Origin of the sequence: Paenibacillus agricola, assembly GCF_011440305.1 — a bacterium.
Lineage (GTDB): Bacteria > Bacillota > Bacilli > Paenibacillales > NBRC-103111 > Paenibacillus_S > Paenibacillus_S agricola.
The window spans coordinates 1-16,617 of the sequence record NZ_JAAOIW010000038.1 but is presented as its reverse complement, the minus strand read 5'-3'; the positions used below and the strand labels follow the sequence as shown (position 1 = coordinate 16,617).

The window sequence follows — 16,617 nt, the reverse complement described above, 5'->3', positions numbered from 1 at the left end:
ATGAAGGTGCATGGAAGCTGTTCTTCCACTTTCTTTTCGAAAAGCGGGCGGTTAGCCTCGATCTCTAGCTGTTCGTGCAGCCATTTCTCCCGTTCCGCTTTCGATTTGCGGCCACGCTTCTTTTTCGAAATTTCCGTCGGCAGTTCTTCAGCATCCGCCTTCTTTTTCTCGGGCTGGCGGTCTCGGGACTCGACATGCGTTGCATCTATCGCTACGGTAGATGCATCCAGAAATCCCTCTTGGAAAGCGAGGCGAACTAGGTTCTCCTGTGTCTGTTCAAATACGGCAGAGCCTTGCAGCTTTTGGATCAAGCGGCTATAGGTGGCCTCACTTGGAATCCGGTCGGATCCGGTGAATCCACAATTAAGATTGAATTCGACGCTTTGCTTTAACCGTTTCCGTAAATCTTTGATGGTTGGAATCCGCTCGATCACCCGTATAAACAAAGACCGGAGCATGGCCGTGTAGTTTAGCTGAGTCGGTGCCCCTAAAACAAACTTTTTGGATACGACCTTCAAAATAGGGCGGATATCCAACGTTTTGAAAAAGAACCCGTAGGTATCTTGGGGGGACAAATTCAATAAATTTTCTAACGTAAACAAGCTTTCTTGGTGTACACTATACATAGGGAGTCCAACCTTCTCTCAAGTGTGTGGTAGTGGTACTAAACACTTCGAGATTTGGGGAGGCACTCCTTTTTTCTTGCTTTAAAAACTTAAGCTGGGCAAGGGTTTGGAATTATGAAATTCATTCATTCATAAAAAAAATGTAAGCTTAAATAAGATGTTGCTCGTTTTAAGATCCAGTTGATTCGATATATTCTATACTTAGCTTCGAGTGTAGTGTATTTAAAAAAAACCTCCAGACAGCAAAGCCCTGCCCTGCCTTTAAGATGGTCTAAAATCCGATTATAAGTGCCCAACGAGCGAGGCTGCCGATCACTTCCGCTCCAGTTGGTCCCGATCATCCGCAAAATAGGCTATCACATTACGTGTCCATTTAATGTGTTTCATTAACTTTAAAAGACTTTGTGGAATTAATACGTTCGAATTCGTCCGCCCTCAAACAATATGTGCTCCGTTGTCGTTGTTATGCCAGCATCCATGTGAGCGAAAATCCCGTCATTTCTCATTTTTTTCGGTTCATTTGGTTCATCTTTCTCATTCTGAGATTATGTACGCACAGATACCCGAAGTAATGAGAGGCAAAGTAAGCCAAACAACAACATTCCCGCGGCTGAAGCACCAAGCATAACGCTGACACCATAGAGATCATAAATGCTGCCCGCCGCTACAGGCCCAAGCCCGCTGCCGAGAAATAATGAAAAAGCAAACACCGAGACAGCCGTAGCCCGTCCTTGCGGAAGTAGGCCCATGGCATAAGTCTGAAGCGTTGAATGGCAATAGCTGAAGCCGAAGCCGAGTACGATAAAACCGATTGTCAATGTGATGATGCTTTCCCAGCCCCATACCAGGCCAAAACCAAGCGCCATTAGCAATGAGCCTACTATCGGCATACGCGGAGCTCCGATGTGCTGTATAACCTTTGTTATCGTCCGGCTGGCAAGAAAGGCGCCAGCGCTGTAAGTGAGAGTAAGCAGTCCAATAAATAAATAGGATAAATGAAGCACGGACACCCCATAAACGGCGAGAAACGTAAAACCACCAAAAAACAAAAAGCCTTCAAAAAAAACGAGCATATAAATCAACCATGCTCTGCGCATTTTAATTAATGTTACATAGCGTTGGCGGAGAGGCTGCGGCTTCTCTGATGGAATACCTCCATGCTTACGCTGCTGCCATAACAACCATACGACTGGAAATGCCACAAGTCCAAGAATCAAAAATAATGGCTGGTAGCTGGCGAATTGAGCGACCAGGCCGCCTATTACAATCCCCAATGCTTGTCCTGCGGTCGACATCGACATAAAAAAAGCGATCACCCGCGGCCTCTCCGAGATGTCATACTGATCCCCGATCATTGCCAGCGTAGTCGGAATAATACCCGCGGCAAACATGCCAGTAATAAAGCGCAAAAGTAAAAGCCATGCGAAGCTGTCGACCAGCCCACAGGCAATCGTACCGATTGAAAATAAACATAAGGAAATTAGAATCGTTTTCACTTTGCCAAACCGGTCCGCAATCGGGCCATAAACCAGTTGAAATACACCGTAAGGTATCGACATCGGAAGCGTTCTTATGAAAGAGGTCTGCAATTGCCGGGAGCATTGGGGTGATCGCCCTGTTATCCGCGTTAACAAGAAAGCTGGCAAATCCGAGCGACCAGAGCATCTGCTGCTGTCTGGCCCTACTCCGCATGGATGCGATGTGTAAGTTGGAATCTTCCTGGGTCCTATTTTGATTTGTTGTACTCAAAGCTGTATGCCTCCTAGCTAGTTTTCATCATTTCATTTTTTTTGAACAAAGTTTCATACTACATTAATGCACAGATGAATTCTAAACCATAACAAAAATTATCTGTCGTTGTTCCGCCAACTGTTGGAGCTGCAAAGATTGTTTCGGTGCCCGGAGTCATTTTTCAATCGCCCATCAAAGCTAAAATGAGTTACTGTTGAAGGCTGAAAGCCGCAGAAGCGCCCTGCCCTATACTTACTGCAGGCTGAAAGGCACCTGTAGCGCCACCTGCTGTTGCGGGCAGGAAAGCCGCGGTAGCGATTAGCCCTTACTTGTTACAGCCTGGAAGCCGCGGTAACACCCCTGCCCTACTTTGTTACAGCCTGGAAGCCGTCCTGAGCGCTCCTGCCTTATTGTTGTGAGCTGGAAGTCGCGGTAGCGTCTCAGCCATACTGTAGCAGGGTCTTGCGCAACATGAATGTATTTTCATCAGACAGGTGAAACAATTTTTACAATCAATTAGCTGCGTAAATAGTTATTTGAATTAATGTTAAGGTGCAAAATAACCAAACCGAGGGATGGCTAAGCCGTGTTGCATGGATTCGAGATTATTGATATTTATCACCGCGTATCATTGCAGTCGTACCCGTTCGAGATAATTCCAAGATTCCGTACGGTTGTAAAAGTTCAACCATAGCTTCGATTTTGCTAAGTTCCCCAACTACTTGAATGATTAGGTTATTCGGTCCTATATCAATCACAGAAGCACGAAAGGTGTCGACAACTCCAAAGATTTCTGGACGATTGGATGGCTCCGCCTTCACTTTGATAAAGGCGAGTTCTCTCGCCACCATCGGATTAGAACTTAAACGGAACACCTGAATAACATCGATTAGTTTTTTAAGCTGTTTTTCAACCTGTTCAATAGTTCGTTCATCACCCGAAGTAACAATAATCATCCGTGATAATCCAGTCTCTTCACTGTTTCCAACCGTGATGCTATCGATATTAAAACCACGGCGGCCAAACAAACCAGACACTCGCTGCAGGACCCCAGATTGATCATTAACCAGCACAGAAATTGTATGTTTTTTAATCATTCGAAATCCCCCATTATCATCTGATCTAATGTTGTTCCAGCGAGAACCATAGGATATACATTCTCTTCCTTCGGCACTACAAACTCAACAAGTACAGGTCCAGGTATCTTCAGAGCCTCTTGCCAAATACGTGAAGCCTCTGCTTTATTACTTGCTCTTAAACCCTTAATTCCGTAAGCTTCAGCCAGTTTCACGAAATTGGGACTACCTGCAAGATCAATGTGGCTATAACGCTTTTCGTACATGATTTCCTGCTGTTGTTTGACCATACCTAACACTTGATTGTTAATCACGACGATTTTGACAGGAATATTATGAATGGCACAAATAGCCATCTCTTGTGCACACATCTGCATACCCCCGTCACCGTTTACTGAAATCACAAGTCGGTTTGGATTTCCTATCTGAGCACCTATAGCAGATGGGAATCCGAATCCCATGGTTCCAAGACCTCCCGAAGTTATAAGTGAGCGTGGATGTTTAAATTTGTAAAATTGGGCTACCCACATTTGGTGCTGGCCCACGTCAGTGGTAATAATCGCCTCCCCTTGCGTTGTCTCATTGAGTAGTTCAAGAACAAATTGGGGTTTAAGCTCCGTTTCGGAATCTTTGTAACGCAATGGATACATGGATTTATTTTCCTGAATTTTATGGATCCAACTACTTGATTGGGAGGGCTTAGCTTTCGTATTTGCATATTTTAGTACAGCCTTAATATCGCCGACACAAGCAATATCCGTTTTGATGTTTTTACCAATTTCAGCTGGATCAATATCGATATGGGCAATTTGTTTGGCATAAGGAGCAAAACCATCTAATTTCATCGTAACCCGGTCATCAAACCGTGAACCAATTGAAATAATCAGATCGGCATTTTGAATTGCCATATTCGCCGTATACGTACCATGATGGCCTGGCATTCCTAGACATAGGTCGTGAGCACTTGGGAAACCGCCCAAACCGAGCAATGTTGTTGTCACCGGAATTTTTGTTTTATTCACGAACTCCAGTAGCTCATTTGATGCATTGGAATAAACCACCCCACCTCCAGCTATAATGACCGGTTTTTCGGATTCTGATATAACCTGAATTAACTTATCTATCTCCGTTTGATTAGGACTCGGAGCCGCATTGTAACCAAGTACATTTATTTTGTTGGAGGGCTGAAAAAGCATTTTTTGATTGGATACGTCTTTAGGGATGTCGATCAATACCGGACCTTTCCTTCCAGTGTTTGCAATATGAAACGCTTCATGGATAATGTGGGGCAAGTCGTGTACGTCTCGTACCAAGTAACTGTGTTTGGTTATTGACATTGTTATACTAAGGATGTCCGCTTCCTGAAATGCATCAGTACCCATAACTGTTGTAGGGACATTACCAGTAATAACTACGAGTGGTACAGAATCCATGTAGGCAGTCGCAATTCCAGTTACTAAGTTTGTCGCTCCTGGACCGGAGGTGGCGATACACACCCCTACTTTTCCTGTCGATCGGGCATAGCCGTCCGCCGCGTGGATAGCCCCTTGCTCATGTCGAGTCAAAATGTGTTTAAAGTCTGGATTACCGACCATTGCATCATAGATGTAAAGGACATTTCCTCCTGGGTACCCAAATACACATTCAACACCTTCCAATAGCAAGCCGCGCAAAAGGACCTCCGATCCAGTAATCAAATCCTGAGAATGTTGATGAGATTGGTACATGGACATAGATGCTTTTTCCATTTGATTCCCTCCTTAAAAATAAATAACCCCTCTCATCCTAAGGCGACAGCAAACAACTGCCGAGCCTAAGGGACGAAAGGGGGAAATTTCGTGGTACCACCCAGATTTGCCAAGAATCTTACGATTCCGGCCTCATGAGGTAAGGGTTCCCTTACCTACAGCACGATAACGTGTGCCATTCCGTTTGAGCCTACTCATCGAACCCATGCTGGATTCGACTTTCGATCAAAAGCTCCGAGACGACTTCATACCAAGGGATTATGGCAAAGGTTTCAGCGTTTCCTCTGCTCTCTGGACACAAGAGCCCTCGTATTTTTTTCTCTTCATCGCTTGTATATTTAAAAAATAAATAACCCCTCTCATCCTAAGGCGACAGCAAACAACTGCCGAGCCTAAGGGACGAAAGGGGAAAATTTCGTGGTACCACCCAGATTTGCCAAAATCTTATGATTCCAGCCTCATGAGGTAAGGGTTCCCTTACCTACAGCACGATAACGTGTGCCATTCCGTTTGAGCCTACTCATCGAACCCATGCTGGATTCGACTTTCGATCAAAAGCTCCGAGACGACATTATACAAAGGGATTATGGCAAAGGTTTCAGCGTTTCCTTTGCTCTCTGGGCATAAGAGCCTTCGTATTTTTTTCTCTTCATCGCTTTTATATTTAAAAATAAATAACCCCTCTCATCCTAAGGCGACAGCAAACAACTGCCGAGCCTTAGGGACGAAAGGGGAAAATTTCGTGGTACCACCCAGATTTGCCAAGAATCTTACGATCCCAGCCTCATGAGGTAAGGGTTCCCTTACCTGCAGCACGATAACGTGTGCCATTCCGTTTGAGCCTACTCATCGAACCCATGCTGGTCAACTTTCGATCAAAAGCTCCGAGACGACATCATACCAAGGGATTATGGCAAAGGTTTCAGCGTTTCCTTTGCTCTCTGGACATAAGAGCCTTCGTACTTTTTTCTCTTCATCGCTTTTATAATGGTTTTTATGATAGCACGAATCTTACGATTTTTCAAATGTAATGATTTATTGCATTATACTGCCCGTCTCTCAAACCTTTTGATAGACCTCTGCATAGGAAAATTTAGTTGTAATCGCACCTTTTTATTTTCTTCTTCGAGTGGTCCCTTAAAATAAAAAGCCACGCTTGGCGCGGTTGAGACTATGTTCGCTTAACTGTGTATCGCTTATAGATACATGTTCTTGTCCCGAATCGACAATGGATATAAGTTCTTGTCCAATTACAATTATACAAAATACAAAAAGGCAACTTTCGCACACATAATTGTGCGAAAGTTGCCTTTGACGGTGCTTCCGATCAATATCGAATGGTTGATATGATTTTCAAGCCTGCCAAATATTTTTCAGCAGCTCTTTTCTCTTCATTATTTCCGGGGTTTATTGCTAAGCGTATTGGTAAATGTGAATCCTCATCAAGTCGTAACGTTTTATATGCTACCTTTTGTACCGAAAGAAGTTCCTCTGCATCGGTATTAATTGCCCTCATAATTATAACACTCATCTCAACTCATCCCTTCTCAGCTCGTCTCGTCCCAATCAACCTTCCCCATATCCTACCATTTTCTGAATATATACGGAATATGATTTTTCGCAATCTCTATTCAACTATCGGTTTGCAATAGGTAAGCATTTGAAGTCATCTCCAGCTTTTCCCCTGCTCCGCACGGAGCGTGCCAGTTTCCCAGCACTCCGCGGTCCATCTAACTAAAGTACTTGATCATAATTTCCTCGTTACTCATTGATTTGGGATATGTTAAACTGGATCTAATGCATATTTTTCACGGTACTTGTTGATCTGGTTCATCATCAATTCCGTTAAACCCAGTTTATTCTTGAGTACGTCAATCGTCTCTTTTTGTGTTTGGAGGATAAGTTGCCCGACCTCTTTATGGAGGATGCGCAAATTACTAAATTTGTCGGTTCCACCTTTGTGCAACGGGATATAGTGGTGGCAATGTACATCGGATGTGAAAAGATACATGCCTGTGATTTCGCATCTCCCCATCTTCATACTGTACCGACTAATTCGATTATCCATGTATTCAACACTTTTGTTCGGGATGCTCGCTTTCGTTAGCAAGTAAATTTCCTGACGTAAGTCTGGTCGAAGCTTTTTGTATATTTGTTCTCTGCCTTCTTTGGTAAAGAGCGAAAGACCTTGACTAAAGCCCATCGTATTCTTTGTTTTCACATTGGCTAGAGGATACAAATAAACATCAGCTACTTTAAATGTCCTGTAACCCAAGCTGTAAAATTTACTGTACGTTGGCGGTGGGTTTGCAGGATGTTCGTATTTCCCGATTTGTTTGAGACGATTGTACATGAAAGCTCGCAGATCGTAGGCAAGACGTGAGAACGCAACACTAACATGTGTTGCCCGATTGAAGTAATTGTGAATTCCTAATACAAAACTGTTGAAGCGTGCAGCGTTTAGAGCCGTTGGAGAAGTCCTCATTCTGAGGATGTGTTTCTTAACCTCGGCTTTAATTTTCTGCCTTTTGTTCGCTTTAATTCCCGTATGGGCTACTCGCTTTTGACCCTTCCTGTTCGCTCGGATTGTAAACCCAAGGAATTCCGACTCTCGTTTTCGCAGATTAACGATTTGCGATTTCTCCGGAGAGACATCGAGTTTCAGGCGATCTTTGAGATACAGGATTACCGCATGATACCACCTCTGGGCCGATCTCCAATCTCTACAAATGATTTTGAAGTCGTCGGCGTAACGCACCAGGTAGCCCTCTTTCAAACTTGACCGTATTTTCGCAGCCCTTTCGCCAGTTCTTGATTTGAAAGGTTTTCTCAGCGGAAAGAGTTCCCATTGACCTGCAACCCAGTGATCTAGGTCATTTAGTACAATATTCGAGAGCAGTGTTGACAGTAAACCGCCTTGTGGTACACCTTTTGAAGGTATTCCTTCCCCCTCGATTTCAGCTTTTAGCATTTTAGAGATGCATGCTAGAACCCTTCTATCTTGGATACCCATGTTCCAAAGTTGCTTCACGAGCAAGGTATGGTTGACGTTGTCGAAGAAACCCAAAATGTCGATGTCTACTACATAATGCATCGACGCCTGATTAATGAGAAATTGGACTCTTGCCATGGCATGGTGTGTTGATCGAAGGGGTCTGAAGCCATAGCTATGGTTGTAAAACTGGGCTTCAGCTATGGGCTCAAGGACTTGCTTGAAGCACTGTTGAATGATGCGGTCGAGGATGCATGGGATGCCAAGCGATCTCATTTTACCGTTATCTTTCTCGATAAGCTTCCGTCTGACATTCTTGGGGCGATAGTTTTGCAGTTTGTTTTGGATTTCACTCACTAGTTCGTATTCGGATAGTTGTTCAATGTCTTTGATGGTTAGTCCATCTGTTCCTGGTGTCTTTGATCCTTTATTGGACTTCATCGTACGGTAAGCCAGCCATATATTTTCTCTGGATGTGACGATCTCATACAGATGTGAGAAGGTTTCTTTGCTTGCTGACCTTTCGTGCAAATCCGTAAAGGCTTCCGTCATGCCGTAATACTCCCAATTTCGTAAAGCTTGCACTGTGGCATCCCTCCTTGACGAAGCGACGTCCCCACATTCCTACCTGATCGGTGCAAATCACGTATGGAAAATGATCTTTCTTTTCAGTTAGACTTGGGGCTATTCCTCCACCTCAATTACAGAGGCTTCGTCAGTCGTGCCCCTACCCTCACAAGGATAAATGCATTTCGGCCAGTGCCTTATAGCAACCGTTTCGGGTAACAGCCCTTCTTGCAGCGTCCCTTGCTTTCCAAGTCCCTTACAGCCTAGCTATCTTTTCTGGACTTAGGTGCTCCCTCTAAGCCTGTGAGATCGATGCCGCCATAGTTCGGCATAGCGTATTTCATAGGAAAAAGTTTTACTTTACGCCACTCACCCCATCGTATGATGGTACATATGTTTCCATATGCTCTAACTTTAGACCTGTACATTCGGAAGTTCGTCAGTTCGCTTCTGTGCGAGCATTCTCACCATATCCAGTTTCTCAGCCGCGCGACATATCCGTTGACATACCTTTTTTTTTTTTCTCAAAATGGCTCTAGCCTTCGTTCTGTCGAATCTACCTGTACTTCACACCTCATGTTCTGTTAAACATGACGCGCGCAGGAGTATTGGCGGGATGGTTTCAGGATACTTGGTTCCGTCATTCCCATCCTCGGTTGTAAAGTTGAGATTACTCGTGTAATCTCCTGCTTTTCGCACTATGTGGTGCTTATAGCAGAACTTGTCGTACTTACCCGTTAGCTCAAAAGGTACTCCATTCACATCTTATATCCATCTAAAAAAGATGTATTTGTTATCTTCATCTTGCTCTTTTCTGCCCAATCAGCGTCGGCGCTCACCGCGGTTGCTCCAACACGAACGGCTGCGTCCGAGTCACGAACTGGAAGCCCTGCTTGCGCAGGATCGGTGCGGAGGTCGGCAGCGCGTCGACGAAGGCGTGCGTCCGGCCGCGATCACGGGCTTCCTGCAACCGCGAGGCGACCAGCGCGGTGAACAGTCCCCGTCTCCGGTGTGTGGTCTTGGTGCGACCCCCGGCTAGTTCGGCGTAGGGCCCTCCGGGCCGGAAGTAGACCCGCCCACAGGCGACGGGCTCGCCGTCAACGTAGGCAATGTGGATGCTCATCTCGTCCGGATTCTCCTTCAACTTAAGGGCCAGCGCGCGCCGCTCCTCCTCCACGTTGTGCCTGCCAATCTCGCGGGACACCTCGGCGTAGTCCACCAGGTCGCGCTCTTCTCGGACGATCCTGATCTCGTGTTCGCCGCCGTCACCGAAGGCAGCCAGCGATGCCTCGTCCAATGGCAGGACCAACACTTCCTCCTCATCCTCGGCCTCGAACCCGGCGGCGACGAGCCGCTCGGGCAGGTCGATTGGCGTATCGTGACCGTAGTACTTCCACTCCAGGCTATAGCCGCCGGAGACGGCGGCATCCAGCTCCCGGCGGATCAGGTTATCGGTTTCCTCCGGCGGTAGGCTGGCGAACACGATCCGGCACTCCGATCCGTCCGTGGAGCGATCCACGACCACGTCACCGCTGGCAGACGGCACGCCCAGCGACCGTCGCTCGGCATCCAGGCCCGCCAGGATATCGGTTCTTATGATCTCGCCTGTTTCATACACCATTTTCGCTTTCTCCAGAGCCTGGTTCTCCTTGTCCATGTTCGACACGTTCTCCTGCCTCCCTTTGTTTTAGGAAATTTTGTTTCCCTCTTACTATATTACGTCTGTCTGTCCTCAACACAATTCTAAACGATTTCAACTACCCTTACAGAACGGCTGCTAAGTTACAACAACCTCCTGTTTTGCGTTAAACTGCCCGTTAGCCGTTCATGCAGCGCAAGACCAGCGCTGCACCACAGAGGATGAAAATGGATAAAATCCGTCCATACTTCTACTACGGCTGGGTGAGGAAGGTCGATCAACTATGGTGCGTTAGAGCCCATCCGTTAGTCTGACTCCACCGACCACGGTGCATCATAGAATGTCGCTTCCTTTCGGGTAGCACTCATGGTAGATTAATCCTATTTTGGTTGTTGCACCAGCCCCCGATTTGAAGCCGTAGAAAGGATTCTTTCAATGGATATACTCATTGAGCGCGCATGTGGTATGGATGTTCATAAGGATTCCATTACTGCCTGTGTAATAACACCAAAAGGAAAGGAGATTCAAACGTTCTCTACTAAAACCGTATTTCTACTCCAGTTAATTGACTGGATTAAAAAACAGGGTTGCACCCACGTAGCGATGGAGAGTACAGGTGTATTTTGGAAGCCAATTGTTAACCTATTAGAAGCCGAGGATATGGAGTTTCTTGTCGTGAATGCCCAACATATGAAAGCTCTCCCAAGACGTAAAACGGATGTCAAAGATGCGGAATGGATCGCCCAGCTTCTTCGCCATGGGCTTCTGAAAGCTAGTTTCATTCCAAACCGAATTCAACGCGAATTACGTGAACTCGTTCGTTACCGGCGAAGCATTATTGAAGAACGTGCCCGACAACATAATCGGATTCAAAAAGTGCTAGAGGGAGCAAACATCAAACTTGGCTCTGTGGTTTCAGATATTATGGGGATCTCGTCTAAAGACATGCTTCACGCCATCGCAGATGGTGAAGAAGATCCTGAGAAATTAGCAAGCTTCGCTCGGCGAACTATGAAAAAGAAAAAAGATGAACTCCAGCTCGCTCTTCGAGGTTACGTTAATCCTCATCAAATTATGATGTTTAAAACTATTTTAGCTCACATTGACTTCCTCACCGAACAAATTGAGAGGTTGAATGGATCGCGGTATCGACTTGAGTAGTAAAAATTGTAGAGCATGACTATCCGTAAAGTGATGAAACCTTACTATATTAGGCATCTGCACAGTCATTTAGTTATTCACCCACGTATTATACACAGGAAAGACCGAGTGCATGGAATTAATAATACAATAGCACAATCAATAAGGAGTAAAATCAAATGGCACTTATGCCACAGTCCCCACCTCCTTCTTTCGTGCCAGTACAACCTGCTAATTCTTATATAAATGACTGCTTATTTCATTACACTATGTCTGGCTATGGAATGGGGGGAAATTTCTGGTTTTACCCGGGTTGAGAATGGTGAAGTATCAGGGTCACATGAAGAGGAGAGCAATTTTATGCAATATCCGTATCAAAACCCAAATTTGGGATTTCTAATGAATCAAACAATTGGTTTTTCCAGAAACATATTTATATTAGACATGAAGCAAGGCGATGTAAACGGAGATGGAATTGTAGATATCGTATATTTATACGGCAATAAACCCGAGGGACCATCTGGAAACTTTGCTGACAATATTACACTAGTTATCGAAGATGGACTTTCTAAACAGCATACCACGGTTAATCTTGAATTCAATGCTGGATACAACGCCAGGCTGTTCCTCGGAGATTTTGACAAGGATCATATTAGTGACATACTAGTTAGTATTGATACAGGCGGTAGTGGAGGATATGGTATTTTTTATATCTACTCATTTAAGAATAACATTGTACGTGAAATGTTCAATTTTGATCAATATAATAAAGAGTATAAATTCAATGTAAATTATGAAGATTTTTATAAGGTGAGTGTGAGCAGTCCACAACTTGACGTACTTTTCACAATAGACATTAACAACAAAGGCACGGAATATTTATCCCAATATTACGATGACAATGGAAAATTGAAAAAGCCAATCAAAGGCGAGGTTCTTGCTTTAGGGGCTTTGTATCCAATCGTTACAAATCCGAAAAATTTGAACTATGATTTGTTGGCTTTACAGCGTATCATTGGCACATCAAATGCCGATACATTAGGATATGTAGAAAACAATTTTACATGGAATGGTTTTACATTAATTTCATCGAGATTGTCGGTATCAATACTCGGCACAAAGTTAATTGCGCTGTATTAAGTAACTCCCATAACTAAGTGTGACTAAGACCCCCTAGTTAAAAAGTCACAATCCGTTCCATCCAGGCTTTACAATTTTCCCTCATCTCTTGCCACTCTTCATCAGTTACTATGCTTTGTGGGCTAACCCCGCCATTTCGAGGTGCGATAGTTGGGATCGCGGCAGATATGTATTTGTCGCTAAGAAAGCCAGAACGAGTAAAGATACGAGATAGACTATTATTATCTTTAATCCGTGTTATAAGCACGAACTTCAGACTAGGCACATGCATAGTCTGAAAAGAAGTGATTATACGGATTTGCGGAGGTCATGAGAATGAGTTATCAATATCCAGCAACTCAAGAACGAGTTCTGTATCAAGCGGACCCTAACGTAGCTACTACTTTAAGGTCAATTCGGGATCATGTATATCAAATTTCCAGCACACATGTAAATCGGCGAGTTCGTGTTCAGACCTTGGACGGTAATACCTACGAAGGTGTAATTGTACATGTCGATAGAAGACACGTTTATATAAGGGTTTCACACCCATCAGGACAACGTGCCTTCTTTGGTCCTAGTGAGGCGGCGATTCTTACTTTAGTGCTCTTCGAATTGCTTGTCATCGTTTTGTTGGCATGAAAGCTGTAAAGGAGTAAGATCAAATGACATTTTTGCCACCACCAAGCTCATCCGCTCAAACACACTTCCTCCCCCTGTTTTTATCCCACCATATTGAGCTATCCTGTTGGAGGCGTTGATTATTCCTGCGCAGGAAATGGTGCAGGCAAAACAGCAGCATTCGTCTGGTGCATTTCGTCCTCCTAGTAATTATTTTGAAGGCAGGAATTTGGTGATAAAAACATATCATAATTTTAACCCATCAGGAACGCGGTCTTGATGGTTTTTTTTGTAATGATTCAAGGAACTTTTTTACATAAATACCTCCATACAAACCTGTCCGTTTGTTTAGTGAGCCTAAAAAAGCATGGATCAGTTCCATCGCTGCACTCTTGTGCCCGTTTGACTGGTATGGGTTCCAGTCATCTTCAAATATCACTTCGTCAAGTCTTGAGCCCAGAATAGTTGCCTTCGCTGCAGAAAATCTGATTGCCTCGCCTACCGGTACCGAATTTTCCAGTTAGCTGTAAGAGGTATGAACTCCAATCGTCTCTTACATTTCGACCTGACAATCCAAGATTATCGATGCTGCGGTGGAATTTGATATGGCTTAATATGTGACTAAAAAGATGCAATTATTTCCCATCGGGAATGAGATAAAGTTCTTGTCACAAAACGGGAATGGGATAAAGTTCTTGTCAGTGCCACGTGACAACAACTTTATCCCATAAAACAAAGAAGCCGCGATTTACGCGACTCTTAATGAGATAAGGTTCTTGTCTCCCGACAGACGACGACACAAACATTATCCCATAAACGACACAAACATTGTCCGATTCTCTTACATTTTGCATTGGTTGTAGAATATTATTTACCATCGCTCAAATATCTCCAAATAATTATGTCATTTTTAATTTCAAATCCTTTGTCCCAATTTGACCAGCTGCGATTGTTATCAGCTGTAATCCGGTAGCCACACGAGCATTGATAGTGGTAACGATACTTAAATGAATAAAGAATTACTTTATTGCAGCTTACACAAGTGTCCCTTAATTTTACATCTTCGTGGTAAGGGCAATGTCTGATAATCATTAGTTGATGAAAAATACTATGGAAGTGATATTTCAAGCACTCCTCGCAATATTTTAAGTACTTTGTAAAGTGAAATATTTATCAAAAGGTAGGAGCAGGGAATTCATCAATTTTTATACGAAGTAAACTATAAGGTTTTTGTCGCAGGTCTTTTCCATAATGAAATCTTGCCTGCCGATTTAATTGGTTCACAATAACATATAAGTGTTGATCCGGACCAATAGAAAAAGTATCCGGCCATAAAATTCTCGGATCATGTGCGATGGTTTCCATTATTCCATTCGGCAATATCTTTCGAATACTATCGTTTTCATAGTCTCCAGCGTAAACGTTTCCTTTTGCATCGGTTATATAATCCGAAGCATCCACGGGACTAGGATAGGACTAGTTTACCCCGCCAATAGGACCGCCGCGAGGAAAACGAGTTGCAGCACCGTTCGGGGAAGCGGCTTCGGTACGGGTCTCCCCCCGATCGTTATTGTTTCCCGGGCCGACCGCACATTGGCGGGGAACATTGCGATCAGCAGCACCGCCAAGCCGATAGAAGCCAACTTCGAGGTGACCGGAAACAGGATGCCGACCGCACCGGCAAGCTCCAGCAAGCCGGTGGCCGTCACAATCAGATCCGGTCTGGGAAATGCCGGAGGAACCATGAGGATCAAGTCCGGTCGTCGGGTCCCCCAGTGTGCGGAAGCCGTAAGCAACAGCATCACGGCCACAGCTCCCTGAAGCGGAGATTGCCAGCCCCCGAAATAAGACAGTCCGATCAAGCCTAGACCCTTGAACAACAGAAAAGAAGCAACAAGTGCATAGAACGGTACCATACGGCTCACTCCTTTTAATACTTTAGAAACCTTTCATAACCATAAGATATATAATGACCAGCGGCAGTAGAGTAGCAATAGTTCCGAAGACGGCCCAATTACGTGAAGCGTCACGGTACAAGCTGGAGATCTTTCCGTTTTCGATGCCTTGACTGCTGTATAGGATCATTCTGTGTTGCAGCGAGATCAGAATAGCAGCCCAAATGATCCCGGTAACGGCTAACAAAATCAGCGATAACGTATGCCAATTGATTCCCGACATCGGAGTTTCCGCTTTGACGGCCATGATACTGCCCGAGACGATAATAAGGATGAGACCCGGTATCGTATATAGATAATCGGCGAGCATAACGTTTTGGACCGCACAATGAATGACAGCCGGATTTTTCGTCATATCCGCCCGATTTTCCAAAATGCCGCCGTTATGATATTTCCAACGGACAGCACGACTCCAACCAAATGCAGCGTTAGCCACAAGTTCAACTCAGATCTCTCCTTTCTTCTCCTTCTTGCTGGGATACAAGATATCACTGATGAATGACGAGAAATCATGCGCCGTAAAACCGGTCGGTGCATAGGGAATGGAGGAGCGGATACGTAAAGCGAACGTCATCAGAACGAACATTTCGGCTGTTTTGTCCTTATCGACCGATTCCGGAATCACCCCGCTGTTTTGGCCGATCTCAATCCATTGTCTAGATAAAAACACGGACCGCTCATAATACTGCTTGAGCGCTTTTGCAATAAACGGCTCCTCCTTTCCGAGCAGATACATCAACACTTTGTTCGTGACATCCGCCTTTTCGTATGCCGCAATACTCTCCGAGATCTTCCACATCGGCTCCTCGAATGATCGACGGCCCTTCTCCACTTCGTTCATAAAGCGTTCGTTCGTCTCTTCGAGCCGATCCTGCAGAACCCAGACAAAGATTTCGTCTTTGCTCTTCACATAATGGAAAATCGCCCCTTTCGACAAGCCCGATTGATCCATAATGTCCTTCATTGTGATCGAATGACATCCTTTTGCCCTTATCAACTCTTTGGTCGCATCAAGCAGAATCCGTATGGTTTGCTGCCTGCGTTCCTCTTGTTTCATGGTCGTCCCTCCGATGGGCGCAATCAGATTCATTTCCAATTCGTTTTACTTATTTCCAATTATACATACCGACCATCGGTTTGTATATAGGTGAATCTTTTTATTTTATTTACAAATATTTCTCTGCATCCAAACTTGCCCTTACTTATGATACGGTTCAGCGTATCATTCTAACGGCGAAATTTAAGGGCACCTTATTGGGGTGCCCTTAATAGTTGGTGTATTTGTCAACTGAAAATCCAGCCACGTAGTCATTTAAAAACCAGCCACTCCGTCAAAAAAATAAAGGCCTATCCAGCCATGGTTTTAAGTTAATTGCTGAGTTTGCAGCCACTCCTTCGTTTCC

The 16,617-nt window shown here is 44.6% G+C and carries 12 protein-coding genes, 2 pseudogenes and 2 other annotated features; of the genes and pseudogenes, 3 read left to right on the top strand and 11 right to left on the bottom strand.

The features are described 5' to 3' along the window. Both G9U52_RS37960 and G9U52_RS37955 read right to left on the bottom strand, forming a co-directional pair. Positions 1–626 (bottom strand): transposase (locus tag G9U52_RS37960; protein WP_166158392.1); only part of this gene is annotated, 626 nt, incomplete at its 3' end. A gap of 545 nt (positions 627–1,171) precedes the next feature. Continuing rightward, positions 1,172–2,185 carry an MFS transporter gene (locus G9U52_RS37955; RefSeq protein ID WP_166158389.1) on the bottom strand — a complete coding sequence of 338 codons (1,014 nt, stop codon included), beginning with the start codon at positions 2,183–2,185 and terminating at the stop codon, positions 1,172–1,174. Between the two features lie 13 nt (positions 2,186–2,198). Here G9U52_RS37955 and G9U52_RS41195 point away from each other — a divergent pair, with 13 nt between their 5' ends. After that, positions 2,199–2,333, top strand: a complete 135-nt coding sequence (locus G9U52_RS41195) for a hypothetical protein (RefSeq protein WP_279538844.1) — start codon at positions 2,199–2,201, stop codon at positions 2,331–2,333. A 629-nt stretch (positions 2,334–2,962) separates the two neighbouring features. Here the strand turns inward: G9U52_RS41195 and ilvN are convergent. From ilvN to G9U52_RS37930, 5 genes are all read right to left on the bottom strand, one after another. Next, positions 2,963–3,454 (bottom strand): acetolactate synthase small subunit, encoded by a 492-nt coding sequence (gene ilvN / locus G9U52_RS37950; protein WP_166158386.1) that lies wholly within the window; start codon positions 3,452–3,454, stop codon positions 2,963–2,965. Then, positions 3,451–5,181 (bottom strand): biosynthetic-type acetolactate synthase large subunit, encoded by a 1,731-nt coding sequence (gene ilvB, locus G9U52_RS37945; RefSeq protein WP_166158383.1) that lies wholly within the window; start codon positions 5,179–5,181, stop codon positions 3,451–3,453. The genes ilvN and ilvB overlap by 4 nt, the downstream gene beginning before the upstream one ends. A gap of 392 nt (positions 5,182–5,573) precedes the next feature. Continuing rightward, positions 5,574–5,843, bottom strand: a binding site (T-box leader). A gap of 55 nt (positions 5,844–5,898) precedes the next feature. Beyond that, positions 5,899–6,167: a binding site (T-box leader), on the bottom strand. 341 nt (positions 6,168–6,508) lie between these two features. Next, complete coding sequence (locus G9U52_RS37940) at positions 6,509–6,712, bottom strand: hypothetical protein (protein ID WP_166158381.1); 204 nt, start codon at positions 6,710–6,712, stop codon at positions 6,509–6,511. 252 nt (positions 6,713–6,964) lie between these two features. Beyond that, positions 6,965–8,758 carry a group II intron reverse transcriptase/maturase gene (gene ltrA, locus G9U52_RS37935; protein ID WP_311764993.1) on the bottom strand — a complete coding sequence of 598 codons (1,794 nt, stop codon included), beginning with the start codon at positions 8,756–8,758 and terminating at the stop codon, positions 6,965–6,967. Between the two features lie 817 nt (positions 8,759–9,575). Continuing rightward, entirely contained in the window at positions 9,576–10,397 is an 822-nt protein-coding gene (locus G9U52_RS37930) for a GNAT family N-acetyltransferase (RefSeq protein WP_243767800.1), read from the bottom strand. 417 nt (positions 10,398–10,814) lie between these two features. Between G9U52_RS37930 and G9U52_RS37925 the strand changes: the two are divergent. Continuing rightward, positions 10,815–11,516 (top strand): annotated as a pseudogene (locus G9U52_RS37925) (IS110 family RNA-guided transposase); the annotation flags it as partial. A gap of 282 nt (positions 11,517–11,798) precedes the next feature. Further along, on the top strand, positions 11,799–12,659 hold the full coding sequence (locus tag G9U52_RS37920) for an FG-GAP repeat domain-containing protein (RefSeq protein ID WP_243767799.1): 861 nt from the start codon (positions 11,799–11,801) through the stop codon (positions 12,657–12,659). Between the two features lie 1,773 nt (positions 12,660–14,432). Here G9U52_RS37920 and G9U52_RS37915 read toward each other — a convergent pair. From G9U52_RS37915 to G9U52_RS37900, 4 genes and pseudogenes are all read right to left on the bottom strand, one after another. After that, positions 14,433–14,714, bottom strand: a pseudogene (locus G9U52_RS37915) (L-dopachrome tautomerase-related protein); the annotation flags it as partial. A 26-nt stretch (positions 14,715–14,740) separates the two neighbouring features. Then, positions 14,741–15,175: a DoxX family protein gene (locus G9U52_RS37910; RefSeq protein WP_166158375.1), complete on the bottom strand. Its 435-nt coding sequence runs from the start codon at positions 15,173–15,175 to the stop codon at positions 14,741–14,743. A 22-nt stretch (positions 15,176–15,197) separates the two neighbouring features. Continuing rightward, the gene (locus G9U52_RS37905) at positions 15,198–15,650 is read right to left on the bottom strand and encodes a DUF2269 family protein (RefSeq protein ID WP_311764992.1); all 453 of its coding nucleotides are present in this window, start codon (positions 15,648–15,650) and stop codon (positions 15,198–15,200) included. Between the two features lie 9 nt (positions 15,651–15,659). Beyond that, complete coding sequence (locus G9U52_RS37900) at positions 15,660–16,271, bottom strand: TetR/AcrR family transcriptional regulator (RefSeq protein WP_166158372.1); 612 nt, start codon at positions 16,269–16,271, stop codon at positions 15,660–15,662. Positions 16,272–16,617: the final 346 nt, after the last annotated feature.